Consider the following 25,517-nt stretch of genomic DNA (forward strand, 5'->3'; position numbering starts at 1 on the left):
GGGGTATCGACGATGAGAGTTGCGGTTCTTGGCGCGGGTGCGATCGGCGCCTATGTCGGTGCGGCGCTGCACCGGGGCGGTACTGAGGTGCACTTGGTTGCCAGAGGCCCCCATCTGGAAGCGATCCGGAAGAACGGTGTGCAGGTACTCAGCCCGCGCGGCGACTGGCTGGCGAAGACGCCTGCCACCGACGACCCCGCGGAGATCGGCCCAGTGGACTACGTCTTCCTCGGCCTGAAGGCGAACTCGTACGCGTCCTGTGGCCCGTTGATCGAGCCGTTGCTGCACGACAAGACGGCCGTGGTGGCCGCGCAGAACGGCATCCCGTGGTGGTACTTCCACGGGCTGTCCGGTCCGTACGAGGGCAGGCGCATCGAGTCGGTGGACCCGGGCGGTGAGGTGACCCGGGTCCTCGCACTCGAGCGCGCGATCGGCTGCGTCGTCTACTGCTCGACCGAGTTGGAGGGGCCGGGCCTGGTCCGGCACCTCGAGGGCACCCGGTTCTCGATCGGTGAACCTGGCGGTGGCCGGTCAGACCGGTGCCTGGAGTTCAGCGAGGCGATGATCGCCGGCGGCCTGAAGTGCCCGGTCGAGTCCGACGTCCGCAACGACATCTGGATCAAGCTGCTCGGCAACGCGGCCTTCAACCCGATCAGCGCCCTGGCCCGCGCCACGATGGTGGAGATCGCCCAGCACTCGGGCACCCGCGCGATGATCCGGCTGATGATGGAGGAGACCCTCGAGATTGCCGCCGCCGTCGGCAGTCACCCGGACATCTCCGTCGACAAACGCATCGACGGCGCCGAACGGGTCGGCGAGCACAAGACGTCCATGCTCCAGGACCTGGAGAAGGACAAACCCCTCGAACTGGACGTCATCCTCGCCGCGGTCGTCGAACTCGCCGACCTCACCGACACCAAGGCCCCCACCCTCCGAGCCGTCCACGCGGTAGCCGACCTCCTCTCCACCAAGGTCGGCCTAAGCCCCATAGCCCACGCCCCGACAGCCGCCCCGGCCACAGCAGCCCCCGCCGCCATGGCCCCACCCGCCTCGTCCCCAAGGGCCTGAGCCAGGTGGGTCCGGAGTTGCGCGTGCCCTGCCAGGCCCCCTCCGGACCCATCTGTTCCACGTACGACCCTCAGACTTCGAGTGGTCCCAGCGCAGGGCCGCTCACGAAGAATGCGGCGGGGTCTGCCAGGGTGTCCAGTTCCAGGACGACGAGTTCGTTGTGGCCGGCTTGGACGACCGGGCCCGGAACGAAGAGGGTTTCCTGGGGGCCTCGGCGCCAGTAGCGGCCCAGGCAGAAACCGTTGACCCAGGCAAGGCCCTTGCCCCAGGCATCGGTTCGCAGGAAGTGATCCGCGGACCGGTCCGCCGTGAAGATGGCGCGCCAGGCCGTGGGTCCGGGACCCGGGTCGTCCGCGCTGACGGAGTCCCACAGCCGAGGGACGAGGTCCAGGTCGATCACGCAGACCGACCAGTCCGTCAACGACCGCGTGCCGAGGCGGACCGGCCCGACCAGCCCTTTGGACTCACCGATCCGCGGTCCGTAGTTGACCCGACCCTGGTCCTCGACGACGAGCTCGAGCCGGCCATGTCCACTCGGCAGCATGATCGCCCGATCATGATGCTCCCGATCGAGGACACCCACCGGGTCTCCGTCCAGGAACACCAGAGCCCGGTCCCGCACCTCTCCGACGCTGAGCACGGCTGGACCTTCGACATCGAGGTCCGTGCGGAAGAGAGCCAGCCGGGCTCCGAGGTCATCCAGCGACGGCAAGGATTCGTGGTCGCTCCAGCCGCCCCACGGTCCCGGATTCGCCAGCAGACGGACAGGTTCGCCGAGCGTCACGCAGTACTCCGGTGCCGGTGCGGCCGGGCTCGGAACAGTGTCCGGCACCGGCGCGTACCGGGAGATCACCTCCCGGAACGCGTGGTACTTCGCAGTCGGGTTGCCGGCCTCGTCGAGCGGGGCGTCGTAGTCGTACGAGGTGACCGTCGGACGGTAGACGCCCTTGTCGTTGGCTCCACTGGTGAGCCCGAAGTTCGTGCCGCCGTGGAACATGTAGACGTTGACCGATGCCCCCGAGGCCAGCAGAGCGTCGAGCTCGGCGGCGGTCTCCTCGATCCCGGTCGTGTGGTGCGGGCCGCCCCAGTGGTCGAACCACCCGTCCCAGAACTCCATGCACATCAGCGGTCCGGTCGGCTGATGGTCCCGCAGAGTGCGGAGCCGCTCGGCACTCCGCGACCCGAAGGAACCAGTCCGCAGTACGCCGTCCAGGCCGCCTGCTTCGAGCATGTCCGGCACGGGTTGATCCACGGTCACCAGCGGCACGGTGATGCCCGCACCGCTAATGACCTCGACCAGCGCCTTCAGGTAGGTCTGGTCGTCGCCGAACGCGCCGTACTCGTTCTCGACCTGGACGAGCAGCACCGACCCGCCCTGGTCCACCTGGAGCGGCCGCACGATCCGGAGTACCTGCTGGAGGTACTCCTCGACCGCTGCCAGGTAGCGCCGCTCGTACCGGCGGATGCCGACGCCTGGCTCCCGGAAGAGCCAGGCGGGCAGGCCGCCGTTGTCCCACTCCCCGCAGATGTAGGGACCCGGCCGGACGATGGCGTACATGCCGGCCTCGGCGACCTGCCGGAGGAACCGCCCGAGATCGAGCATCCCTTCGGTGTCGAACACGCCACGCTGCGGGCTGTGGGCGTTCCAGGGCACGTAGGTCTCGATGGTGTTGAGCCCCATCAGGCGGGCCTTCTCGATCCGGTCCGCCCAGGACTCAGGGTGCACCCGGAAGTAGTGCAGCGCACCGGACAGGATCCGGAACGGCTCGCCGTCGAGCAGGAACTCGGACTCACCGATCGTGAAGTCAGACATGCGTCTCTCTCTGCCGAACTGTGGATTTCCGCCGGGTAGGCGGCGTCAGCCGTTGGTCTGGAAGCCCTGCTGGTTCCCGTAGCTCACCAGCGCGTCCTGCCACGCCTTGAGCCCGGGATTCAGGTCAGACTTGGACTGGTAGGCCTTGCCGACGGTGTCACCGAAGATGCTGTTGGCGTAGAGTTGGAAGGGCAGGTAGCTCCAGTCCTTGACCACCGAACCGGCCGCGCCGGTGAGCACCTGGTTGATCTGCTGACCGCCGAAGTACGGGCTCTTCTTGTCGACGAACGCCGGGTCCTTGAGATCAGCGGTGGTCGACGGGAAGCCGCCGCTCTCCAGGAACGGCTTCACGCCGCCGTCGTGGTTCAGCCACCGGACGAATCCGGCCGCCAGCGCGGGGTTTGCGCTCTGCTTGAGGACGGACTGGGTGCTGCCGCCGTTCTCCGCGGTGGCCGGCTGCCCGTCGTACGTCGGCAGCGGCGCGACCCGCCACTTCCCGGTGCCGCCCTTGACTGACGACTCGAGCACGCCGGGCATCCAGGCGCCGATGGCGAGCGTGGCGATCGTGCCGTCGCCGAGTGCCTTGAACCACTCGTCTGACCAACCCGGGATGCTTGCCACCAGACCGCCGGTGACGAGCTGGTTCCAGACTCCGGTCCACTTCTGGGTGCCGGCGTCGGCGAGGTTGATGGTGACTGCCTTGCCGTTGGTGCTGAACGGCTTGCCGCCCGCCTGCCAGATCATGCTGGTGGCGAAGCCGGCGTCGCCGGTGTCGTTGGTGATGAACTTCTTCGGGTCGGCGGCGTGCAGCTTCTTCGCCGCGGCGACGTACTCGTCCCACGTCTTGGGGATCGCGATGCCGTACTTGTCGAAGACCTCCTTGTTGTAGAACAGCGCCATCGGGCCGGAGTCCTGCGGCAGGCCGAAGAGACCGTCGCCGGCGTGTACGGCGGTCCAGGTCGACGGCGTGTAGGCGGAGGCGAAGGTGTCGAAGCCGTACTGACGGAGGTCCACGAGCGAGCCGGGCAACGCGAACTGCGGCAGCGCCTGGTACTCGATCTGTGCGACGTCCGGCGCCCCGGAGCCTGCCTTGATGACGTTCTGCAGCTTGGTGTACTGGTCGTTGCCGGTGCCGGCGTTGACGTAGTTCACCTTGACGTTCGGGTACTCCTTCTCGAACGCCTTCACCTGGGCCTCGGCGGACGGGGTCCAGCTCCAGTAGGTGATCGTTCCGCCCTTCTCCAGGGCGGCGTTCACGGCGTCCGGCGAGGCCTGCGGCTGGTCGCCGCCGCCGGATTCATCGGAGCCTCCACACGCGGCGAGCAGGAGCGACGCGGCCGTGACGGCAGCCGTGGCGACGACGAGTCGCCTGAGGCCGCGCCGATGGGTGGTCTTCATGGGTGTTCCTTTCGCTGTTACGAATGTCTTCACGAGCGCAGCCACTGCTGGTTCGCCTGGCCGTTGCAGAACCAGACGTCGACGGCCGTTCCGTTTCCCGTGCCGGCCCCCGCGGCGTCGAGGCAGAGACCGGGATGGCCGACGCTGCTGACGGACTGGTCCTCGTTGAGTTCCCAGGCCTGGTTGGGTGCGCCGGTGCAGTCGGTGATGATCACCGGGCTGCCGGCGACGGCTCCGTCGCCGCCGATGGTCATGCACTTGTTGCTGTAGACCGTGAGTTGCTTGTCGGTCGTCCAGTTCCAGGACTGGTTGCCGCCGCTGTTGCAGTCCCAAAGATCCAGAGCCGTGCCGTTGGTAGTGGAGAACCCCGGTACGTCGACGCAACGGTTGCTCGCCGCTCCTCGCAGTACCTCTCCTGGCGGAGCCGGCGGCAGGTCGTTCACCGGCTCCTTCTTGAGCAGGCCCCAACCCCACTGCAGCTGGGCCAGACCGGACGAGCTGTTGACCTCGAGATCCCCGTCGCCGACCAGCGTCGTCATGGAGTACGCGTCGCCGGTGCGCAGGCCAGGCCAGTAGACGACACCCATGCCCTGCTCCCGGGCCACCTGGGTGAGAGCTCCGAAGTACGACGTGTAGACGTTGCCCTCGTGGTTGCCGTAGTTCAGCCCGGTGGTCATCGGCGCGCCGGCTTCGTCGATGATCGTGCGCCAGCCGTACGAACCGATCCGCGGCCGGAGGTTCGCCAGCCACTCCTGCTCGGTCGTCGCGTCGTCCCAGAAGCCGTAGAAGTGCAGCGACAGCAGGGTGCCCTCCAGTGCGGGGGCCGCGCCGACACCGGTGACGTTGTCGTTGTAGCCCGTGCCGGAGATGACCACCCGACCGCGCGGGACGTCCTTGTGCTGCGCCAACCACGACGACGTCAGAGACACCCATTCATCGAGCGAGTAGCCGAACGGTTCGTTCATTGGCTCGAAGTACACGTGCGGGTTGTTGCGGTAGGCACCGACCACGGTGTTCCACATGCTGTCGAAGGCGGCCTGGTCGTCGACCCGGCCGTCCTTGGCGTCGCCGGCCTCCCAGTAGCTGAGGATCACCTTGAACCCTTGCCGGGTGGCCGCGTCGATCGCGCCGCGGTACGACGTCCACCAGTCCGTGCCGACGCTCGACGGGTTGATCGGCATCCGGATCGTGTTCGCCCGCAGCTCGTTGCGGAACTCCTGCACGATGCCCGAGGCGCGGCGGTAGGTGGTCGCGTAGTCGTCGTCGGTGCTCAGCCCTGACGGCACGACCTCGTCCGACGCGTAGTTGTCCCGCGGGTCCGCCCAGTTCACCCCGCGGAAGTCGTTCGTGCCCGACGGGTGGGCCGGTGACGCGGTGGCGGGAAGGGCGGCCGCGCCGGTCACCAGGACGACCGCGGCCACGATGGTTCGCCAGACTGCAGTTCTCATCGGACTCCCTTTACTGTTCGACGGTGGCTTTTCACTGTTCTTCTCACTGCTTGACGCTGCCCGCGCTCAGGCCGGACTGCCAGAACCGCTGGAGCAGGAGGAAGGCGACGACGAGGGGCACGATGGTCAGCAGCGACCCCGTGATCACCAGGTTGTAGATCGGCCGGGCGCCGACACCGGTGGCCTGGTTGCTCCACTGGGTGAGCCCGACGGTGAGCGGGTAGAGATCCGGCTTGCTGAGCATGATCAGCGGCAGGAAGTAGTTGTTCCAGGTGGACACCACCGCGAACAGCAGCACTGTGACGATGCCTGGGGCAAGCAACCGCAGGGCGACGGTGAAGAAGATCCTGATCTCGCCGGCGCCGTCGATCCGGGCCGCCTCGAGCAGATCGTGCGGTATCGCGTCCGTCGCGTAGACCCACATCAGGTACAGGCCGAACGGGCTGACCAGCGACGGGATGATGATGGCCCAGACCGTGTTCGTCAGCCCGAGGTTGGAGAACATCAGGAACGTCGGCACGGCCAGCGCGGTCCCGGGCACCGCCACGGCTCCCAGCAGCACGGCGAAGACGGCCCGCCGGCCCGCGAACTTGTACTTCGCCAGCCCGTACCCCGCGGCGGTCGCCAGGAGCGTCGCTCCGCCGGCACCGACCACGACGTACAGCAGGGTGTTGCCGAGCCAGCGCAGGAAGATGCCGTCGTCGTACGTCAGGGTGTCGCTGATGTTGCCGAACAAGGCGAAGGACTTCCCGAACCACAGCCCGGGGCTCGACAGGAGATCGTCCTGCGTCTTGGTCGCGCTCAGGAACAACCAGAGCAACGGCACGAGCGTGTAGACCAGGTAGAGGAGCATCAACCCGGTCAGCAGCGGTGACCGCCGGGGCCGCAGCGGCGAGGTCGTCGTACTCACAGCGCCTCCCGCGAGCCACGCAGCTGGACGACGTACGCGATCACTGCCGTGATGACGCCCATCACGATGGCGACGGTGGCGGAGTAGTTGAACTGCTGGCCCGCGAAGGAGAGGTTGTAGGCGTACATGTTCGGCGTGAAGTACGTCGTGATCACGTTCGGCGCTAGCGTCCGCAGGATGTTCGGCTCGTTGAACAGCTGGAAGCTGCCGATGATCGAGAAGATGGTGGCGATCACGATCGCGCCGCGCAGGGCGGGCAACTTGACCGCCAGGATGGTCCGGACCGTTCCCGCGCCGTCGATCGCGGCGGCCTCGTACAGCTCCTCGGGCACGGTCCGCAGCGCCGAGTAGAAGATGAGCATGTTGTAGCCCACGAACTCCCAGGTCACGATGTTCGCGATCGAGGGCAGCATCCAGGACTTGCTGAGCGGCTGGATCGCGGTGCTCCCGAGCAGGTCGTTCAGGTCGGCCGCCAGCCCGAAGTTGTTGCCGTAGATGTAGCCCCACATCAAGACGGCGACGACCCCCGGGACGGCGTACGGCAGGAAGATCACGATCCGGAAGAAGCTCGAGGCGTGCAGCCGCGCGCTGTCGATCGCGAGGGCGGCCAGCAGGGCGAGCAGGAGCATGACCGGCACCTGGACGACCAGGAACAGCAGCACCCGCAGGAACGCCTCCCAGAACTTGGAGTCGCGCACCACCTCGGCGTAGTTGTCCAGCCCGACGAAGGTGTTGCCGCCGAAGAAGGCCTGCTCGCGGAACAGGCTGAGATAGATCGCGTACCCGATCGGCGCCAGGAAGGTCAGCGCGAACACGGCCAGGAACGGCCCGACGAAGATCCAGCCCTTCGTGTCGCGGTGCAACCAGCCACGCCGAGGGCGCAGTACAGCGGACTCGGCCATCTGCCCGTCGACCTCCGATGTTAACGTCAACATGATCGCCAGGACGCTAACGTGTTTACGTCAACATGTCTATAGTTCAGCGGAGACCCCTGGGGAGAGCCAATGACAGCGGAGCAAACGCCGGTACGGCGGCGGCGCGGGCCTTCGATGGCCGACGTGGCCCGGCTGGCCGGCGTCTCCGGGCAGACGGTGTCGCGGGTCGCGAACGGACGGCACAACGTGGACGCGGACACCCGCGAGCGGGTGCTGGCGGCGATGCGGGAGGTCGGCTACCGGCCGAACAGCGCCGCGCGGGCGTTGCGCAACGGGCGGTTCCGGAGTATCGGCGTGATCGTCTTCGAGCTGTCCAGCTTCGGCAACACGCGCACGCTCGACGCGATCGCGGCGGCGGCCACCACCCGCGGCTACGCCGTCAACCTGCTACCGGTGCTGGACGCCTCGCAGGAGGCCGTGTCGGGTGCCTTCAGCCGGCTGGGCGAACAGGCGGTGGACGGCGTCATCATCCTGATCGAGGCCCACACGCTCGACGACGCCGAGGTGCCGCTACCCGACGGGCTGCCGGTCGTCGTGGTCGACTCGAGCGCTCACTACGACTACCCGATCGTCGACACGGACCAGGCCCAGGGCGCGCGCCTGGCCACCGAGCACCTGCTGGATCTCGGGCATCAGACGGTCTGGCACCTCGGCGGCCCGCCGTCGTCCTTCGCCGCGGCACGGCGGCTCCGGTCCTGGCAGCAGACGCTGACCGATCGAGGTCGCCCGGTGCCGCCGGTACTGGTCGGGGACTGGTCGGCGGCGTCCGGGTACGAGGCAGGCCGGCAGTTGGCCGACAACCCCGATGTCAGTGCCGTGTTCGTGGCCAACGACCAGATGGCGCTCGGGCTCCTGCGCGCCCTCCACGAGCGAGGGCGCGCAGTACCGGAGGACGTCAGCGTGGTCGGCTTCGACGACCAGGAAGAGGCCGCGCAGTTCTGGCCGCCGCTGACGACCATCCGTCAGTCGTTCGCCGAGGTCGGCCGCCGGAGCGTGGATGCGCTCATCAACGAGATCCAGGCCGGCGAACACCACCACCAGCCCGTCTCCGTCGCCACCGAACTGGTGGTCCGCAGCAGCACCGCGCCGTCGCGCTGATCAGCGACCGGATAGTTGTTCCACGACCTTGAGCAGAGCTGAGTGGTCGAGGGAACCGTTGCCTTGGGCACGGGCCGCCGCCACCAACTGAGCGACTACGCCCGTCACAGGTAGGGCGACGCCGGCGGCTCGAGCGGAGGCCAGGGCTATGCCCATGTCCTTGTGGTGGAGGTCGATTCGGAAGCCTGGTTCGAACTGGCGGGCGAGCATCGAGGCGGACTTCAGGTCGAGGATGCGGTTGCCGGCCAGGCCGCCGGCCAGGACTTCCAGGCCTCGTTCGCCGTCGACGCCGGATGCCTCCAGGAGCACGATCGCCTCGCTGACCAGCGAGATGATGCCGGCGACCATCAACTGGTTCGCCGCCTTCACGGTCTGGCCGGCACCGTGTCCACCGACGTGGACGATCGTCCGCCCGAGATCCTCGAAGATCGGTCGAGCTGCTTCGAAGTCCACCGCTGAGCCGCCGACCATGATGGACAGCGACGCCTTGATCGCCCCTTGCTCGCCACCACTGACCGGCGCGTCCAGCACTCGTACTCCGCGCTCTGCGCCGGCCGCCGCGACGGCCAGGGAGGTCTCCGGCGCGATCGAACTCATGTCGATCAGCAGTACTCCGGCAGCAGCGGACTCCAGTACTCCGCCCGGCCCCACCACGACCTCCGACACCTGTGGGGAGTCAGGCAGCATCGTGATGATCACCTCCGCGCCGGATACAGCCGACGCGATATCCGGGCCCGGTTTGCCGCCGGCCTGGAGGAGCTTGTCGACGGAGGCGGGTACCACGTCGTACCCGGTGACGTGGTGGCCGGCTCGGACCAGGTTGGCGGCCATGTGCGAGCCCATGATGCCGAGCCCGATGAATCCGATCTTCTGCATGGTCGCGCCCTTCTCAGTGAACCAGGAGTTGTTCGAGCGCCTCGCGCATCAACCGCGCGGCCTCACTCGGCGTCTTGCCGACCTTCACCCCGACCGCCTCGAGGGCCTCCTGCTTGGCGGCCGCGGTACCGGACGAGCCGGACACGATCGCGCCCGCGTGGCCCATCGTCTTGCCTCCAGGCGCGGTGAAGCCGGCGACGTAGCCGACCACCGGCTTCGTCACGTGGTCCTTGATGAACGCGGCCGCGCGCTCCTCGGCGTCGCCGCCGATCTCGCCGATCATCACGATCGCGTCGGTGTCCGGGTCGTCCTGGAACGCCTGCAGCGCGTCGATGTGCGTCGTCCCGATGATCGGGTCGCCGCCGATCCCGATCGCCGTGGTGAAGCCGTATTCCCGCAGTTCGTACATCATCTGGTAGGTCAGCGTGCCCGACTTCGACACCAGGCCGATCCGGCCGGGCCCGGCGATGTCGGCCGGGATGATGCCGGCGTTGGCACGGCCCGGGCTGATCAGACCGGGGGAGTTGGGCCCGATGATCCGGGTGGTGCCGGAGGCCTGCGCGTGGGCGAAGAACGCGGCGGTGTCGTGCACCGGCACGCCCTCGGTGATCACCACCACCAGTGGGATGCCGGCGTCGATCGCCTCGATCACCGCGCCCTTGGTGAACCGCGGCGGTACGAAGACGACCGACACGTCGGCGCCGGTGGACTTCACCGCGTCGGCGCAGGAGCCGTAGACCGGGATCGACCGCTTGGCGAAGTCGACCGACTGGCCGCCCTTGCCCGGCGTCACGCCACCGACGATGTCGGTGCCGGCGGCAAGCATCCGGCTGGTGTGCTTCTGCCCCTCGGCGCCGGTCATGCCCTGCACGATGACTCTGCTCTTCTCGGTCAGGAAGATTGCCATATCCGTCTGCCTCCTCAGGCTTGTGCGGCCAGTTCGGCGGCGCGGTCAGCGGCGCCGTCCATGGTGTCGACCACCGTCACCAGCGGATGGTTCGCCCGGGCGAGGATCCGGCGGCCCTCGTCCACGTTGTTGCCGTCCAGCCGGACGACGAGCGGTTTGTTCGCCTGGTCGCCCAGCAGCGCCAGCGCCTGCACGATGCCGTTCGAGACCGCGTCGCAGGCGGTGATGCCGCCGAACACGTTCACGAACACGCTGCGCACCTGCGGATCGCCGAGGATGATGCTGAGCCCGTTGGCCATCACCTCGGCCGAGGCGCCGCCGCCGATGTCGAGGAAGTTCGCCGGCTTCACGCCGCCGTGCGCCTCACCGGCGTACGCGACCACGTCGAGGGTCGACATCACCAGCCCGGCGCCGTTCCCGATGATGCCCACCGAGCCGTCGAGCTTGACGTAGTTGAGGCCCTTCTCCTGAGCCGCCGCCTCCAGCGGATCCGCAGCGGCCTTGTCGTCGAAGGCCGCGTGGTCCGGGTGCCGGTACGCCGCGTTCTCGTCCAGTGTGACCTTGCCGTCCAGCGCCTCGAGCGAACCGTCGGCAAGTTTCACCAGGGGGTTCACCTCGACCAGCGACGCATCCTCGGCGATGAACACCGCCCAAAGCTTCTCTACGACGTACGCCGCCTCCGCCGGGAATCCCGCGGCCGCGACGATCTCGGCGGCCTTGGCCTCGTCCACCCCGGTGGCCGGGTCGATCGACACCTTCGCGATCGCGTCCGGGTTGGTGTGCGCGACCTCCTCGATCTCCACCCCGCCCTCGGTGCTCGCGATGCACAGGTAGTTGCGGTTGGCCCGGTCGACCAGGAAAGAGCAGTAGTACTCCTCGGCGATGTCCGCGGCGGGAGCGAGCAGGACCCGGCGGACCGTGTGGCCTTTGATGTCCATCCCGAGGATGTCGCGGGCCCGATCGGTGGTCTCAGCGGGGTTCGCGGCCAGCTTCACGCCGCCTGCCTTGCCACGCCCGCCGGCCTTCACCTGCGCCTTGACCACCACCCGGCCGCCCAGCGCCTCGGCGGCTCCGGCGGCATCCGCCGCGTCCTCCACCACCCGGCCGAGAGTGACCGGCACATCGTGCCGGGCGAAGAGTTCTTTGGCTTGGTACTCCATCAGATCCACGGGAAGTCCTCCTCGGACAGCTCGGACGCGAGAATGTGACGACTGTATGCTGTATGCACATTCCTTTACAAGATCACAGAGCTTCACAAGACCGCAGCGATCGGTGTCCGGGTCTGGACAAGGATTAGCGAGGAGGGGTACCAAAGTTCCATACGGTATGCAGTAGTCAGGAGGCGACCTCATGAAGGAAGCAACCACCAGCACGCCTCCACGGGACGTGCGCGACGTTTACGGCCGCCGGTATCGCATCGGCGAAGACGCCCGGGAGCTCACCGGCCACTCGAGACAATGGCAACTGTGGGCCACCTGGGCGTGCATGGTCGCGATCAGTCCACTCCAGTACTCCTTCGGCTCCGCGGCTCTCGGCCTGGAATCCAGCCGGGGTTGGGGAACCGTGCAGACCATGTGGCTGCTAGCCCTGTTCGTGGCGTGTCAGGCGCTGGTCGCGATCCCCGCCGCCTGGACCCAACGAGTACGTCGGACCTCGCCGACCCAACTCGTAGTACTGGGTGGGGTGTTCGCGGCGATCGGGCTTGCGACGCTGGCGCACTCGGGCAACTACGCTGCCGTGGTGCTCGGGTATGCGGTGGTCGGCGGCACCGGGGCAGGGCTGGTCTACGCGGCCTGCATCACGACCGCGGCCAGGTGGTTCCCCGACCGGCGGGTCGCGACGATCGGGTTCGTCACCGGCGGTTTCGCGGTGGGAGCGGTGCCGAGCATCGCGCTGCTCACCATCTTCGACTCGGCCGGAGGGCATCGACTCGTGTTCGACCTGATGGCCTGCGTAGCGCTGCTGATCGTCCTGACGGCCGGGGGAGTCCTCAAGGATCCGCCGCGACATTGGTGGCCGGCCGAGATCGACGCGCAGGTGTGGGCGGTTGACCGCAAGCTCAACCGCAGCATCCCGAACAACCTCCCCGCGGTCCGTCACTACCGTCCGGCTGAGGCGATGCGCACCGGCGCGCTGCCCCTGATGTGGCTGACGCTGGCACTGAGTACTGCGCTGTCGTTGTTCGGCATTGCGTTCGTTGTCAGCTACGCGATCGAGGCCGGCCTCGGGTTGGCGGTCGCCGGATTCGCCGCCGGATTGCTTGCCGCGGTCAACGGTCTCGGTCGGTCCTTCGCCGGTGACCTGTCCGAGCGGTTCGGCCGTCGCCGGGTGCTTGCGGCGGTGCTGATGATCGAGGGCTTCACCCACGTCGGACTGGTGCTGGCGGGCGAGTCCGGGGTGGGATGGGCATTCGTGCTCTGCGCGATGTTCGCCGGTCTCGGTGGTGGTGCTTTCTACGCGATCATGGCGAACCTGGTGCTCGAGTTCTTCGGCGAGAACAGCCTGCTGCAGAACCAGGCGATCCTCTACAGCGCCAAGGCTGTCGGCGGCCTGGTCGGTGTCGGCGTCACCGCGAGCCTGGTCGCGACGATCGGCTACCGACCGGTCTTCCTCGGCGCCGGCCTGCTGGGGCTGCTCACGGCACTCACCGTGCGCTTCCTCAAGCAACCTGGCCGCCCAGCTCTGCCAGTCCGACCTCAGTTGGGAACGCCGGTCGCCGGACCGGGCGAGTGAGCCGCACAGAAGCCGGGGCCTCGCTCAGCCCCGGCACTCCCACGGACCTGTACGCCGAGGGTGCCCCGGGCAATGCGTACTACGCCCGGGTGCCACGTTCCGAGCCCTGCGTGATGGAGCTCGTCTCGAAGCTGGCCAAGGAGCCTTGGACGGACAGGCCGTCGTCAGTGCACCCGGTCCTCGGCGCAGTGGCCCGGACAGTCCACGACTACAGCAGTCGCGCGGGGCAGCGGGCGTTGTTGCCTCTGGCACCTTCGTTCCTCGCGACCGCCCACGCCGGCTTCGAGAGTTCCGCCCGGCTGGTCGCTCTCTGTGTCTCCGCCGCACTCACGAGCCCGGACCAGGAGTGCATCACCAAGGATGAACGTGGACGGCTGGCCGGCGCTCAGGAGACCGCGCTGTATCTGCTGGCCTCACGTCCTGCTGACCAGAGACCGGGCGGACTCGCCCGCTGGTGGCTCCCCGTGCTGGACCACCTGAAGCTGAGCGAGGCGTTCTACCGGGGGTTCGTGGCCACCGAGCACGCCGCTGAGGCCGTAGCTGTGGCCGCCCGGGGATCGGGCGGCGACCGCGACGTACGGCTCAGGCGGCTACTGAAACAGTGCCTGGCAACGGCCTGACCGCCTCAGGGGGCAGGGGGTGTCTGACAGCCCCCTGCGTGCTGCGCGGCACTCGGCACGGCACCTCGGCGCACTGGAGCGAAGGCCACGATGGAAAAGCATCGAGGCCTTCACTCCAGCACGCCGAGCTACCGCACCGAGCACCTGCTCGCGACTGCAGGGGACTGTCAGACACCCCCTCGGCGGCCTGGTGCGCCGAGCCCTTCGTGGTCGACGTCGCCCGCGCCCCACAGACCGTGGTCGCGGTCGTCGTCCGGGATCACCACGAGCTCGTGCCGGCGGGGAGGTCCGACCTGCTCCTCCAGCCTGCGAAGGTCCGTCGAGCACCGGGACACGTCGTCGATCAGCCGCAGTACGTCGAGGTGCGGGCCGAGCTGGTTCCGCAACCCCGCAAGGGCTTTCTCGAGGTTCTGCAGTGCGCGGCGGGTCTGGCCGAGCTCGTCGTGGATCGTCATCGCAGCTCCCGGGTTCTCAAGGTGAATCGCCACTTGGTAGTGACAAGCATACGGGATACTGCATACAGTCGTCCTCAAGAATTCTGCCGGGTTCCGAGCTCTGGACAACGGGTTCGGCGGTGCGATATGACTACGACTACACCATACGGTATGCAATCTACGAAGTGTCGCTCCGTGAATCCAGACCGGCCTTCCTCGAGGAGATGACTGCACAGATGGCGCAAACAGTGTCCCCAGCTTCCCAGTCAGACGCTGCAGCAGCGGTTGCGGAAGTGACCGAGCCGGAACCGAGCACCGCCACGATCTCGGGCGGGCATCTGGTGGCCAAGGCCCTCAAGGCCGAGGGAATCGACGTGATCTTCACCCTCTGTGGCGGCCACATCATCGACATCTACGACGGTTGCGTCGACGAGGGCATCGCCGTCGTCGACGTCCGGCACGAGCAGGTCGCGGCACACGCCGCCGACGGCTACGCCCGGATGACCGGCAAGCCCGGCTGCGCGGTCGTCACCGCCGGCCCCGGCACCACCGACGCGGTGACCGGTGTCGCGAACGCCTTCCGGGCGGAGAGCCCGATGCTGCTGATCGGCGGCCAGGGTGCGCTGAACCAGCACAAGATGGGCTCGCTGCAGGACCTGCCGCACGTCGACATGATGACCCCGATCACCAAGTTCGCCGCCACGGTGCCGCACACCGCCCGGGTGGCCGACATGGTGTCGATGGCTTTCCGTGAGTGCTACAACGGCGCTCCCGGTCCGTCCTTCCTGGAGATCCCGCGCGACATCCTGGACAACTCCGTCCCGGTGGAGTCCGCGACCATTCCGGAGGCCGGCCGGTACCGGGCATCAACCAAGAGCATCGGCGACCCGGCGAACATCGAGGCGCTGGCCGACCTGCTGGCCCGGGCCGAGAAGCCCGTAGTACTGCTGGGCACCCAGGTGTGGACGTCGCGCGGCAGCGACGCGGCGATCGACTTCGTCCGCAAGCTGAACATCCCTGCCTACATGAACGGCTCGGCTCGCGGCACCCTGCCGCCCGGCGACCCGAACCACTTCCACCTGTCCCGGCGGTACGGGTTCAACAACGCCGACCTGATCCTGATCGTCGGCACCCCGTTCGACTTCCGGATGGGCTACGGCCGCCGGCTGCCGAAGGGCGCGACGGTGGTCCAGATCGACATGGACTACCGCACGGTCGGCAAGAACCGCGACATCGACCTCGGCCTGGTCGGCGACCCGGGCGCGATCCTGGCCGCGGTGACGCAGGCCTCTTCGGGCCGGATCCAGAAGGCCGGCGACCGCAAGGCGTGGTTCAGCGAGCTCCGCGCCGAAGAGGACGCGGCGTACCAGAAGCGGCTGCCGCGGCAGCTGTCGGACGCCAATCCGATCCACCCGCTGCGGCTGGCCCACGAGATCAACGAGTTCCTCACCGAGGACTCGATCTACATCGGCGACGGCGGCGACATCGTCACCTTCTCCGGTGGCGTGGTGCAACCGAAGTCACCCGGCCACTGGATGGACCCGGGACCGCTCGGCACCATCGGCGTCGGCATCCCGTTCGTGATGGCGGCCAAGTACGCCCGGCCGGACAAGGAGGTCGTCGCACTGTTCGGTGACGGCGCCTTCTCGCTCACTGGGTGGGACTTCGAGACGCTGGTCCGGTTCAACCTGCCGTTCGTCGGTGTCGTCGGCAACAACTCGTCGATGAACCAGATCCGCTACGGCCAGGAGGCGAAGTACGGCCACGCCCGCGGCCGGATCGGCAACACCCTCGGCGACGTGAAGTACGACGAGTTCGCCAAGATGCTCGGCGGCTACGGCGAGGAGGTCCGCGACCCCAAGGACATCGGGCCGGCCATGCAGCGGGCCCGCGAGTCGGGGCTGCCGTCGCTGATCAACGTGTGGGTGGACCCGGACGCGTACGCGCCCGGAACGATGAACCAGACCATGTACAAGTAGCGATCCCCGGCGGCGGCTCTCCCCTCCCGGTGAGCCGCCGCCCAGTACTGGAGGACCACTATGGGTAAGGCCCTTGAAGGTGTTCGCGTACTCGACATGACCCACGTGCAGTCCGGACCGTCCTGCACACAGATCCTGGCCTGGCTCGGCGCCGACGTCGTCAAGCTCGAGGCGCCGACGGGTGACATCACCCGCCAGCAGTTGCGCGACCTCCCGGACGTCGACAGCCTCTACTTCACCATGCTGAACTGCAACAAGCGCAGCATCACCTTGAACATGAAGTCCGAGCGGGGCAAGGAGATCTTCACCGACCTGGTGAAGAACTCCGACATCCTGGTGGAGAACTTCGCCCCCGGCGCGATCGACCGGATGGGCTTCACCTGGGACCGCCTCCAGCTGATCAACCCCGAACTGATCTACGCCTCGATCAAGGGCTTCGGCCCGGGCCGCTACGAGGACTTCAAGGCCTACGAGGTGGTCGCCCAGGCGATGGGCGGCGCGATGAGCACGACCGGCTTCGAGGACGGCCCGCCGACCGCCACCGGAGCTCAGATCGGTGACTCCGGCACGGGGATCCACCTGGTCGCCGGCATCCTGGCCGCGCTGTACCAGAGGGTTGCCACCGGCAAGGGTCAGCGCGTCTCCGTCGCTATGCAGGAGGCCGTTCTCAACCTCAGCCGGGTGAAGCTGCGCGACCAGCAGCGGCTCGCGCACGGCCCGCTGAAGGAGTACCCGAACGACAACTTCGGCGACGAGGTACCCCGCTCCGGCAACGCGTCCGGCGGCGGCCAGCCCGGCTGGGCGGTCCGGACGGCACCTGGCGGCCCGAACGACTACATCTACGTGATCGTCCAGCCTCCCGGCTGGGCGCCGATCGCAAACCTGATCGGCAAGCCCGAGCTGGCCGACGACCCGGACTGGAGTACGCCGGCCGCCCGGCTCGACAAGCTCGACAAGATGTTCGCGCTGATCGAGACCTGGACCGAGCAGCACACCAAGTTCGAGGTGATGGAGAAGCTGAACGCGCTGAACGTGCCGTGCGGCCCGATCCTGTCCACCCGGGAACTGATCGAGGACGAGACGCTGGCCGAGCTCGGCGCCGTCGTCGAGGTGAAGCACCCGCAGCGCGGCACCTTCAAGACCGTCGGCTGCCCGATCAAGCTGTCCGACTCGCCCGTCCAGGTGGAGACCTCGCCCTGCCTCGGTGAACACAACTCCGCGATCTATGGCGGGCTCGGCATCGACACCGCCGAGCTCGAAGAACTCAAGGCCGCCGGCGTCGTCTGACGTCCCGAACGTCCGAACGGACGAGGGTCAGGACCCTCGGTTCTTCGGACGCAAGCAGCAAACCACCACGCTTTTGAGGAGCTCCAGGCATGACATATGACAAGGCAGTCGTCCAGTCCATCCTCGACCAGGCTCTGGCGGAAGGCCGCACCTCGCTGAGCGCCCCCGAGGCCAAGCTGGTCGCGGACGCGTACGGCATCCCGACGCCGGGCGAAGGGCTGGCCACGACTGCCGAGGGAGCAGCCGGGCTCGCCGCCGAGATCGGTTTCCCGGTCGTGCTGAAGATCGTCTCGCCCGACATCCTGCACAAGACGGAGGCGGGCGGCGTGGTGGTCGGTGTGGACAGCGCCGAGGCCGCGGTCACGGCGTACCGGCAGATCGTCGCGAACGCGAAGGCCTACCAGGCCGACGCGGAGATCATCGGCGTGCAGGTGCAGAAGATGCTGGTCACCGGTGGTGACGTCCAGGAGGTGATCGTCGGCGCGGTGACCGACCAGACCTTCGGCAAGATCGTTGCCTTCGGCCTCGGTGGGGTGCTCGTCGAGGTGCTCAAGGACGTGACCTTCCGGCTGGCGCCGACAACGCCCGAAGAAGCCCGCTCGATGGTCGACGGGATCAGCGCGCACGAGATGCTGAACGGCGTCCGCGGCGCCAAGCCGGTCGACAAGGACGCCATCGCGGCGATCATCAGCAGGCTGTCGGACCTGGTCGAGGACTTCCCGCAGTTCGCCGAGGTCGACCTGAACCCGGTACTGGCCGGGCCGGACGGCGCCACCGCGGTGGACTTCCGGATCATCGTGGACGCCGAGGCCGGCAAGCCGGTGGATCGCTACAGCCAGGAAGAGATCCAGACCGCGATGACCCGGATCATGAAGCCGCGGGCGGTAGCTGTGATCGGAGCGTCGAACGAGGCCGGCAAGATCGGCAACTCGGTGATGAAGAACCTGGTCAACGGCGGATACCAGGGCGAGATCTACCCGATCAACCCCAAGGGTGGCGAGGTGCTCGGGCTGAAGGCGTTCCCGAGCATCACCGACGTGCCGGGCGACGTGGATGTCGCGGTGTTCGCCGTACCAGCCAAGTTCGTCGCCGGCGCGCTCGAGCAGTGCGGCCAGAAGGGTGTCGCCGGGGCGATCCTGATCCCGTCCGGGTTCGCCGAGACCGGTGAGCAGGAACTCCAGGACGAGGTCGTCGCGATCGCGAAGAAGCACAGCGTGCGGATTCTCGGGCCGAACATCTACGGCTACTACTACCTGCCGGAGAACCTCTGCGCGACGTTCTGCACGCCGTACGACGTGAAGGGCAGTGTCGCGCTCTCATCCCAGAGCGGAGGCATCGGGATGGCGATCCTGGGCTTCAGCCGGTCCAGCCGGATGGGCGTCTCCGCGATCGTTGGGGTAGGCAACAAGGCCGATATCGACGAAGATGACCTCCTGACGTTCTTCGAGACCGACGACAACACCAACCTGATCGCCATGCACCTGGAAGATCTCAAGGACGGCCGGGCGTTCGCCGAGACGGCGGCGCGGGTGTCGAAGAAGAAGCCGGTCGTCGTGCTGAAGGCAGGCCGGACCGACATGGGCGCCCGGGCCGCGAGCTCGCACACGGGCGCGCTGGCCGGCAACGACAAGGTCTACGACGACATCCTGCGGCAGAGCGGCGTGGTCCGCGCCCCTGGGCTGAACGAGATGCTCCAGTACGCCCGGGGCATCCCGTTGCTTCCGACGCCGAAGGGTGAGAACGTCGTCATCATCACCGGCGCGGGTGGCTCGGGCGTCCTGCTGTCGGACGCCTGCGTCGACAACGGCCTGCAGTTGATGTCGATGCCGGCCGACCTGGACGCCGCGTTCAAGAAGTTCATCCCGCCGTTCGGTGCCTCCGGCAACCCGGTGGACATCACCGGTGGCGAGCCGCCGTCGACGTACCGGAACACGGTGGCGCTCGGGCTCGAGGACGAGCGGATCCACGCGCTGATCCTGGGCTACTGGCACACGATCGTGACGCCGCCGATGGTGTTCGCGAAACTCGTCGCCGAGGTGGTCGAGGAGTACCGCGCCAAGGGCATCGACAAGCCGGTGGTCGCCTCGCTGTCCGGTGACGTCGAGGTCGAGGAGGCCAGCCAGTACCTGTTCGAGCACGGCGTGGTCGCCTACCCGTACACCACCGAGACACCGGTCCAGGTGCTCGGCGCGAAGTACCGATGGGCCCGGAACGCGGGGCCGCTCGGTTCCTAGTCGACCGCAAGACAACGACTCAGTCCCAGAGCTGGGTCCGATCAGGAGGCGGTGATGCGTTTGGTCCGCGGGGAGAGCACGGGGGAGCGATAAGTCTCGTCAGCTGGCGTCGATCTAAGGAGTCCGCCTTGGACGTCACAAGCAAGACCTCAGAAGTACCCGAAGAGCCCGCGTCAGCGGTCGGCACCGAACGGGTCTGGAAGGCAGGCCGACTCGAGCCGATGCCGATCCGCCCGCTGCCGCCGGCACCGCCCTCTCTGCACATCCTCGGTCCGACCGTCTTCCTGGTCGCGCTGGGCGTCGGCATGGGTGAGTCCTACATGTGGCCCCGGCTCGTCCTGGTGTTCGGTCCCGACATCCGCTGGCTGTTCATGGTCGGTGTCACCCTGCAGGCATTCGTGCTGCTGGAGATGGCCCGGTACGCGATGGCGACCGGTGAGAGCATCTTCTTCGGCGCCGCCCGGGTGTTCAAACCGTTGATGTGGTTCTTCTACGTCGCGGCGATCCTGATCTACATCTGGCCGGGGCACCTCTCGGCCGGCGCGGCCGCCTTCGAGGCGATAACCGGCATTCCATGGCAGGTGACAGCCTGCGTGGCGCTGGTCTTCGTCGGGGTGCTGTTCAGCATGCTGTCGGTGATCTACAACTTCCTGGAGAAGCTGCTCGGCCTGCTGATCGGCTTCCTGGTCGTCGGTACCTCGATCATCGCGGCGATCGTCGGCAGCTGGGACGACCTGGCCCAGACCATCTCCGGCATGTTCGCGTTTGGCTTCCTGCCGGACAAGGCGTTGTCGGAGGCCTGGTTCCCGATCCTGGTCGGATCGATCGCCTTCGCCGGCCCGTCCGGCATGCAGCAGATGTGGTACACCCTGCAACTGCGCGACAGCGGGGCCGGCATGGGTGCCCACATCCCGAAGATCCGCGGGCTGCGGTCGGCCGACGAGGCGGAGTCGATGCCGTCGCGGGGCTACATGTTCGACACCGAGGACCCCGCGGAGCTGCAGAAGTGGAAGGGGTGGCGCAAGTGGGTCACCTTCGACGCCCTGCTGCTCTTCTGGGGCATCACGATGCTCGTCACGATCTCGTTCACCGTGCTGGCCATGTCGGCGGCCCGGGAGAATCCGGATGTGGCCGGGCTGATCGAGGGAGGAGACCGAGAGGCCGCGCTGAAGGCCATGTCGGACGCCTTCGCCTCGGCCGGCAGCCCGATCCTCGGCACATTGTTCTTCGCCTTCATCGCGCTGATCGGCCTGAACGCCACCCTGGGGCTGTTCGACTCGTTCTCCCGGGGCCAGGCGGACATGACCTACTACTTCGTCCCGGGCGCCAAGCGGTTCTCGATGTCGAAGCTGTACGCCGGGTTCCTCTGGGGCGTGATCACGTTCGGCATCCTGATCCTGCTGTTCGGGCCGGCCGACGGTCCGGCGGGGATCCTGGACATCCTGGCGTTCCTGTCCACCTTCGCGATGGGCGCGTACTGCATCGTGTTGCTCCTGGTGAACAACAGGTTGCTGCCCAAACCGATCCGGCCGGGACCGGTGCGGAACCTGATCATCGGGTTCGGTGCGGTGTTCTACCTCGGGATGCTGTTCTACAGCCTGTTCCGCTTCGGTGTGGTCGTGAGCTGAGATGGACAAGGTGATGGACAACGACAAGGTTCGACAGCTCGCGGAGTTCTCCGTCCCCGCCGCCGTGGTGGGTGCGTCGACCGGTCTGGTAGCCGGAGGGTTGGCCGCGTTCGTCGGCCGGCCCCTCGGCTGGGCCCTGGTCACCGGGCTCGGTCTCGCGGTCCCGCTGATCCTGTTCGGCGCCGGGTACGCCGTACTGCTTGCGCTCGGCAAGCTCCCGGCCGGGGTGTTCGCACCGGCGGCGGTCTACTGGGTGATCGGGTTCCCCGTCGCCCTGCTGGTGCACTCCGTGGTGACCGAGTGGACGGTGACCGGTACGCCGGGGCTGCCGGCGGAGCCGTGGAAGTTCCTCGCGTTCCGGGCCCTGCTCAGCATGGGGTTCGCGATCGGGTTCCTGTGGATGCACGAGCAGCTCGGCCGGCACTGGTGGCCGAGGATCCTGGAGCACAACCTCTATGCCCGCCGGGTGGTCGAGCAGTACGTCGAGCTCGCCGCGTCCCTGGCGGAGCGCAAGGCGGCCACCGTGCGTGCCCGCAAGAAGGGGCGGGAACGGATCGCCTAGCACCTTGTGCCCTCTCGGCCGCCCGCGTCTGCCCAGACAGCCGCGGGCGGCCGCATATTCACCGGAGGAGCTCATGCACGTTTCGGCGTCGGGCTGACCCTGGGTCGCCGGCGGCGAGGCCGGCGGGGAGTTCTTCGCCGGCTCGTCGTGGATCACCTGTACTGCGGTACGCCGAAGTAAAGGTGGTTCACTCGGCGCTGCGGCGGCGCCGGGTGATCTTCTTCTCGACGATCGGCGCGGGCTCGGGCGTCGTCCCCGCCTGCAGGTCGTGGTACGCCTTACGCGTGTGCTCGGTGTGCTCGCGCATGATCTGTGCGGCCTTGTCCTCGTCGCCGTCGCTGATCGCCTTCACCAGCCGGTTGTGCTCGCGCCAGGAGGCCGCGCCGCGCACAGGCGCCACGGGCGTGTAGTACCAGCGGACGCGGCGGTCGACCTGGCCGGCGAAGTCGACCAGGAAGCGGTTCCCCGACATCTGGGTGATCAGGCCGTGCAGCTCGCCGTTGGTCCGGACCGCGCCGTCGATGTCGCCGGACTCCTGCAGGCTCGCGCCGATCTTGCAGAGGTCCTTCAGCTTCGCCACCGCGTCCTTGTCGGGGTTGCGGGCGGCGAGGCGCGCCGACTCCGACTCCAGGGCCGCGCGGGCCGCCAGCAGTTGGTCGACCTCGTCCTCGGCGGGCACGTGCACCATCGCGCCGAAACCGGGCCGCAGGTCCACCCAGCCCTCGTTGTTGAGCCGCTGGAGGGCCTCCCGGACGGGCTGCCGGGACACGCCCAGCATGCCGGCCAGCTCGACCTCGACGAGGTGCCGGCCGCGCTCCAGAGTGCCGTCGATGATCATCTCGGTGAGCGCCTCGTAGACCGACTCACGCAAGGGCGTCGGCCGCTTGACGTGCCGGACGCCGGGGGAGTCGGAGGTGGAGTCCGGGCCCGCGCTGATGGTGGTCATGAGGTCCTTCCCGAAAAACATGTCGGCACTTGGTAGACAGTCTACCAAGTGCCGAGGGCGATTCGCCTGTTTCCGGTGCTCCGGATCCCTGGAATTCCGTTCCGCGGGGAGTCCGCCGCCGTGGAGCCGGATTTCCTGGTGTCCCGTCGCTGCGACACCGTTGTCCGGAGCACCCGATCTGGCGAGGGTCAGGCGGCCGTCGTCTCGCGAGAGCGGTCGCCGTCGGTGGGCTTGTTGCCGTCCTTGTCGTGCTGCTTCAGGTCGACATCGATGCCCAGTTCCTGCTGCAGCTCCGGTGCATCCGGGAACTGCGGGCGAGCCGCCAGAGCGCCGAACCTACGGGTGAAGATCATCTCTCCCTCTCCGCTCCGGCTCTGTCACCGGAGACTTTCTGGAAATACTGGCTACTGCATACATTCAACCAGCAGTACCGACCGGTTATGCCCGCGTCTCACGTGATCCCGGTTACGTCCACCGTGATCCCGGTTACACGGCGATCTCCCTGGGCTATCTGGTGGAGTACGAGTGGGCGCCCGCGCCGGCCAGGCGGCCGCCGTCGACGATCAGGTACTCGTCGCGGATCGGCGTGCCGGCGAGCCAGGACTCGAGGATCTCCCGGGTGCCCGCGGCGTACCGGGTCTGGGCGGACAGGGACGAGCCGGAGATGTGCGGGGTCATGCCGTGGTGCGGCATCGTCCGCCACGGGTGGTCCGCGGGCGCCGGCTGCGGGTACCAGACGTCCCCGGCGTACCCGGCGAGGCGGCCGCTGCGCAGGGCGCGGTCGATCGCGTCCCGGTCGGCGATCTTGGCGCGGGCGGTGTTGATCAGGTAGGTGCCGCGCTTCATCGTGGCGAGCAGTTCGTCGCCGAGCAGTCCCTCGGTCTCCGGGTGCAGCGGCGCGTTGACGGTGACCACGTCGCAGTGCGGCACCGTGCTCGCGGTGTCCGGGTGGAAGGTGAGGTTGAGCTCGCGCTCGATCGACTCGGGCAGCCGGTGCCGGTCGGTGTAGTGCAGCTTCACGTCGAACGGCGCGAGCCGGTGCAGTACGGCCAGACCGATCCGGCCGGCCGCCAGGGTGCCGACGTGCATGCCCTCGAGGTCGTACGAGCGCGAGACGCAGTCGGCGACGTCCCAGCCGCCGTCGAGCACCACCTGGTGGGACGGCAGGTAGTTGCGGACCAGGCCGAGGATCATCATCACCACGTGCTCGGCCACGCTGATGCTGTTGCTGTAGGTGACCTCGGCAACGGTCAGCCCGTGCTTCGTGGCGGCGTCCAGGTCGACGTGGTCGGAGCCGATGCCGGCGGTGATCGCCAGCTTGAGGTTCGGCGCCTTCGCCATCCGCTCGGCGGTGATGTAGGCGGGCCAGAACGGCTGCGAGATCACCACGTCGGCGTCGGGCAACCGCGCGGTCTGGCCGCCCGGGTAGGACTCGATGGTGGGGATGTCGTCGCGGGCGTAGCTGGTGGGGTACCCGTCCTTGGGGTCGTCGTACAGCACACACAGGACCTTGGCCATGATGGGCAACTCCTCAACGTCTGAAGGGGTTTCGTCCCTTCCAACGGTGCTCGCCCCGCCGATGGCGGTCAAAGACTTGCTGGCTATCTCGGGATAGGGCCGCGCTATCAGTTGAACTGCGCGGAATAGCCGGAACCCATCAGATGGACGTCCAGCAACTCGTCCAGAGCGGTGTGTACTCCGGCCTGGCGGGCGACGTCCAGCAGTGCTCGGGCGAGTACTGGTTCGGGGCTTCTCGCGGCGATCACCAGGCCGACGCGAGGTCCGTGCGCAGGGCTCTTCAGCGGTACCACCCGCATGCCGGCCGGTACTCCGAACATGTGCAGCCACGCGTGCGAGATCACCGTCGACCAGTGGTTGCCGCGGAGGTGGCTGTACAGGCCGCTGACGGTGTCGCTCTCGATCGCGGGCGTGGCCGTCACGCCGTCGTCGGTGAAGTAGCCGTTCATGATCCGGCGGTTCCGCATCTGCGGTGACAGCAGGCAGAGGGGTTGTTCCGCCACCTGCGCCCACGTTGCCACCGGCAACTCCGCGAGGTCGCCGTCCTCCGGAGTCAGCAGCAGATAGCGCTCCTCGTACAAGGGGGTCTTACGGACCTGACCGAGGGTGTCGTCGTCGAGGTACGTCATCGCCACGTCGAGCTCGAACTCGGCCAGCTTCTGGGTGATGTCGCGGGACGAGAGCGACTCCAGGGTGACGCGTGCCTGGGTGTGGCGCTCGCAGAAGGGCGTGGTCAGCAGGGAGACGACCGGCATCGCGGTCGGGATCGCGCCGAGCCGCAGAGTGCCGGTGAGACCACCTCGCATCACCGACAGTTCGTGCCGGAGCGCGTCCCGCTCGGCGAGGATCCGCTGCGCCCACAGGAGCACCCGCTCACCTTCGGGGGTGAGGCCTTCGAACCGCCGGCCGCGCCGCACGATCGGTACGTCGAGCTCCTGCTCGAGCTTGCGGATCGCGGCGGACAACGACGGCTGGGAGACGTAGCAGGCGTCGGCCGCGCGGGCGAAGTGCCGCTCCCGGGCGAGCGAGACGAGGTACTCGAGCTGGCGCAGCAGCATGGCGGATCAGCCTCGCTTCCGCGACCGGACGCCGGCAGGAGCGCCTACGGCATACCGTTCGTCTG

The 25,517-nt window shown here is 67.9% G+C and carries 22 protein-coding genes; 9 read left to right on the plus strand and 13 right to left on the minus strand.

All coding sequences use genetic code 11. From position 1 onward, the window contains the following. Positions 1-12: 12 nt before the first annotated feature. Positions 13-1,068 carry a 2-dehydropantoate 2-reductase gene (locus ACFPJ1_RS17170; protein WP_380104946.1) on the plus strand — a complete coding sequence of 352 codons (1,056 nt, stop codon included), beginning with the start codon at positions 13-15 and terminating at the stop codon, positions 1,066-1,068. Between the two features lie 70 nt (positions 1,069-1,138). Here ACFPJ1_RS17170 and ACFPJ1_RS17175 read toward each other — a convergent pair whose 3' ends face one another. The 5 genes from ACFPJ1_RS17175 to ACFPJ1_RS17195 are packed head-to-tail and all read right to left on the minus strand — an operon-like array spanning position 1,139 to position 7,572. After that, entirely contained in the window at positions 1,139-2,881 is a 1,743-nt protein-coding gene (locus ACFPJ1_RS17175) for a glycoside hydrolase family 35 protein (protein ID WP_380104948.1), read from the minus strand. Between the two features lie 45 nt (positions 2,882-2,926). Next, entirely contained in the window at positions 2,927-4,279 is a 1,353-nt protein-coding gene (locus tag ACFPJ1_RS17180) for an ABC transporter substrate-binding protein (protein WP_380104950.1), read from the minus strand. A 29-nt stretch (positions 4,280-4,308) separates the two neighbouring features. After that, on the minus strand, positions 4,309-5,727 hold the full coding sequence (locus ACFPJ1_RS17185; protein ID WP_380104952.1) for a ricin-type beta-trefoil lectin domain protein: 1,419 nt from the start codon (positions 5,725-5,727) through the stop codon (positions 4,309-4,311). Between the two features lie 43 nt (positions 5,728-5,770). Beyond that, entirely contained in the window at positions 5,771-6,637 is an 867-nt protein-coding gene (locus ACFPJ1_RS17190) for a carbohydrate ABC transporter permease (protein WP_380104953.1), read from the minus strand. Then, the gene (locus tag ACFPJ1_RS17195) at positions 6,634-7,572 is read right to left on the minus strand and encodes a carbohydrate ABC transporter permease (protein WP_380104954.1); all 939 of its coding nucleotides are present in this window, start codon (positions 7,570-7,572) and stop codon (positions 6,634-6,636) included. Before ACFPJ1_RS17195 ends, ACFPJ1_RS17190 begins: the two co-directional genes overlap by 4 nt. A 69-nt stretch (positions 7,573-7,641) precedes the next feature. On the opposite strand from ACFPJ1_RS17195, the gene ACFPJ1_RS17200 reads away from it, so the two are divergent. Beyond that, the gene (locus ACFPJ1_RS17200) at positions 7,642-8,670 is read left to right on the plus strand and encodes a LacI family DNA-binding transcriptional regulator (protein ID WP_380104956.1); all 1,029 of its coding nucleotides are present in this window, start codon (positions 7,642-7,644) and stop codon (positions 8,668-8,670) included. Here ACFPJ1_RS17200 and ACFPJ1_RS17205 read toward each other — a convergent pair whose 3' ends face one another. From ACFPJ1_RS17205 to sucC, 3 genes are read right to left on the minus strand one after another with little or no spacing between them, the layout of a single operon-like run. Continuing rightward, on the minus strand, positions 8,671-9,546 hold the full coding sequence (locus ACFPJ1_RS17205) for a 2-hydroxy-3-oxopropionate reductase (protein ID WP_380104958.1): 876 nt from the start codon (positions 9,544-9,546) through the stop codon (positions 8,671-8,673). A gap of 13 nt (positions 9,547-9,559) precedes the next feature. Beyond that, positions 9,560-10,453, minus strand: coding sequence for a succinate--CoA ligase subunit alpha (sucD, locus tag ACFPJ1_RS17210; RefSeq protein WP_380104959.1), 894 nt, complete (start codon positions 10,451-10,453; stop codon positions 9,560-9,562). A gap of 14 nt (positions 10,454-10,467) precedes the next feature. Continuing rightward, positions 10,468-11,622: an ADP-forming succinate--CoA ligase subunit beta gene (gene sucC, locus ACFPJ1_RS17215; protein WP_380104961.1), complete on the minus strand. Its 1,155-nt coding sequence runs from the start codon at positions 11,620-11,622 to the stop codon at positions 10,468-10,470. A gap of 181 nt (positions 11,623-11,803) precedes the next feature. Between sucC and ACFPJ1_RS17220 the strand changes: the two genes are divergently transcribed. Together ACFPJ1_RS17220 and ACFPJ1_RS17225 are read left to right on the plus strand one after the other, a co-directional pair. Continuing rightward, positions 11,804-13,186, plus strand: coding sequence for an OFA family MFS transporter (locus tag ACFPJ1_RS17220; protein WP_380104963.1), 1,383 nt, complete (start codon positions 11,804-11,806; stop codon positions 13,184-13,186). Further along, positions 13,183-13,806 (plus strand): hypothetical protein, encoded by a 624-nt coding sequence (locus tag ACFPJ1_RS17225; RefSeq protein WP_380104965.1) that lies wholly within the window; start codon positions 13,183-13,185, stop codon positions 13,804-13,806. Before ACFPJ1_RS17220 ends, ACFPJ1_RS17225 begins: the two co-directional genes overlap by 4 nt. Positions 13,807-13,973: 167 nt before the next feature. Here ACFPJ1_RS17225 and ACFPJ1_RS17230 read toward each other — a convergent pair whose 3' ends face one another. Next, positions 13,974-14,261 (minus strand): hypothetical protein, encoded by a 288-nt coding sequence (locus tag ACFPJ1_RS17230; protein WP_380104967.1) that lies wholly within the window; start codon positions 14,259-14,261, stop codon positions 13,974-13,976. A 272-nt stretch (positions 14,262-14,533) separates the two neighbouring features. Here ACFPJ1_RS17230 and ACFPJ1_RS17235 point away from each other — a divergent pair, with 272 nt between their 5' ends. The 5 genes from ACFPJ1_RS17235 to ACFPJ1_RS17255 all read left to right on the plus strand — a co-directional run bounded on the left by ACFPJ1_RS17235 (position 14,534) and on the right by ACFPJ1_RS17255 (position 21,930). Continuing rightward, a complete protein-coding gene (locus ACFPJ1_RS17235) occupies positions 14,534-16,219 on the plus strand; it encodes a thiamine pyrophosphate-binding protein (RefSeq protein ID WP_380104968.1) in 1,686 nt (561 codons plus the stop codon). Positions 16,220-16,279: 60 nt separating this feature from the next. After that, a complete protein-coding gene (gene frc, locus ACFPJ1_RS17240) occupies positions 16,280-17,506 on the plus strand; it encodes a formyl-CoA transferase (protein WP_380104970.1) in 1,227 nt (408 codons plus the stop codon). An 89-nt stretch (positions 17,507-17,595) separates the two neighbouring features. Further along, positions 17,596-19,740: an acetate--CoA ligase family protein gene (locus ACFPJ1_RS17245; protein WP_380104971.1), complete on the plus strand. Its 2,145-nt coding sequence runs from the start codon at positions 17,596-17,598 to the stop codon at positions 19,738-19,740. Between the two features lie 128 nt (positions 19,741-19,868). Next, a complete protein-coding gene (locus ACFPJ1_RS17250; RefSeq protein WP_380104973.1) occupies positions 19,869-21,368 on the plus strand; it encodes an Nramp family divalent metal transporter in 1,500 nt (499 codons plus the stop codon). 1 nt (position 21,369) lies between these two features. Next, entirely contained in the window at positions 21,370-21,930 is a 561-nt protein-coding gene (locus ACFPJ1_RS17255) for a hypothetical protein (protein WP_380104975.1), read from the plus strand. A gap of 187 nt (positions 21,931-22,117) precedes the next feature. Here the strand turns inward: ACFPJ1_RS17255 and ACFPJ1_RS17260 are convergent, their stop codons facing one another. From ACFPJ1_RS17260 to ACFPJ1_RS17275, 4 genes are all read right to left on the minus strand, one after another. Beyond that, positions 22,118-22,876 carry a GntR family transcriptional regulator gene (locus ACFPJ1_RS17260; protein ID WP_380104976.1) on the minus strand — a complete coding sequence of 253 codons (759 nt, stop codon included), beginning with the start codon at positions 22,874-22,876 and terminating at the stop codon, positions 22,118-22,120. Between the two features lie 188 nt (positions 22,877-23,064). Then, on the minus strand, positions 23,065-23,229 hold the full coding sequence (locus tag ACFPJ1_RS17265) for a hypothetical protein (protein ID WP_380104977.1): 165 nt from the start codon (positions 23,227-23,229) through the stop codon (positions 23,065-23,067). Positions 23,230-23,383: 154 nt separating this feature from the next. After that, positions 23,384-24,394, minus strand: a complete 1,011-nt coding sequence (locus ACFPJ1_RS17270) for an NAD-dependent formate dehydrogenase (RefSeq protein ID WP_380104979.1) — start codon at positions 24,392-24,394, stop codon at positions 23,384-23,386. 107 nt (positions 24,395-24,501) lie between these two features. Then, positions 24,502-25,452, minus strand: coding sequence for a LysR family transcriptional regulator (locus tag ACFPJ1_RS17275; protein ID WP_380104980.1), 951 nt, complete (start codon positions 25,450-25,452; stop codon positions 24,502-24,504). Between the last annotated feature and the right edge of the window lie 65 nt (positions 25,453-25,517).

It is taken from the genome of Kribbella qitaiheensis, assembly GCF_042657745.1.
GTDB lineage: Bacteria > Actinomycetota > Actinomycetes > Propionibacteriales > Kribbellaceae > Kribbella > Kribbella qitaiheensis.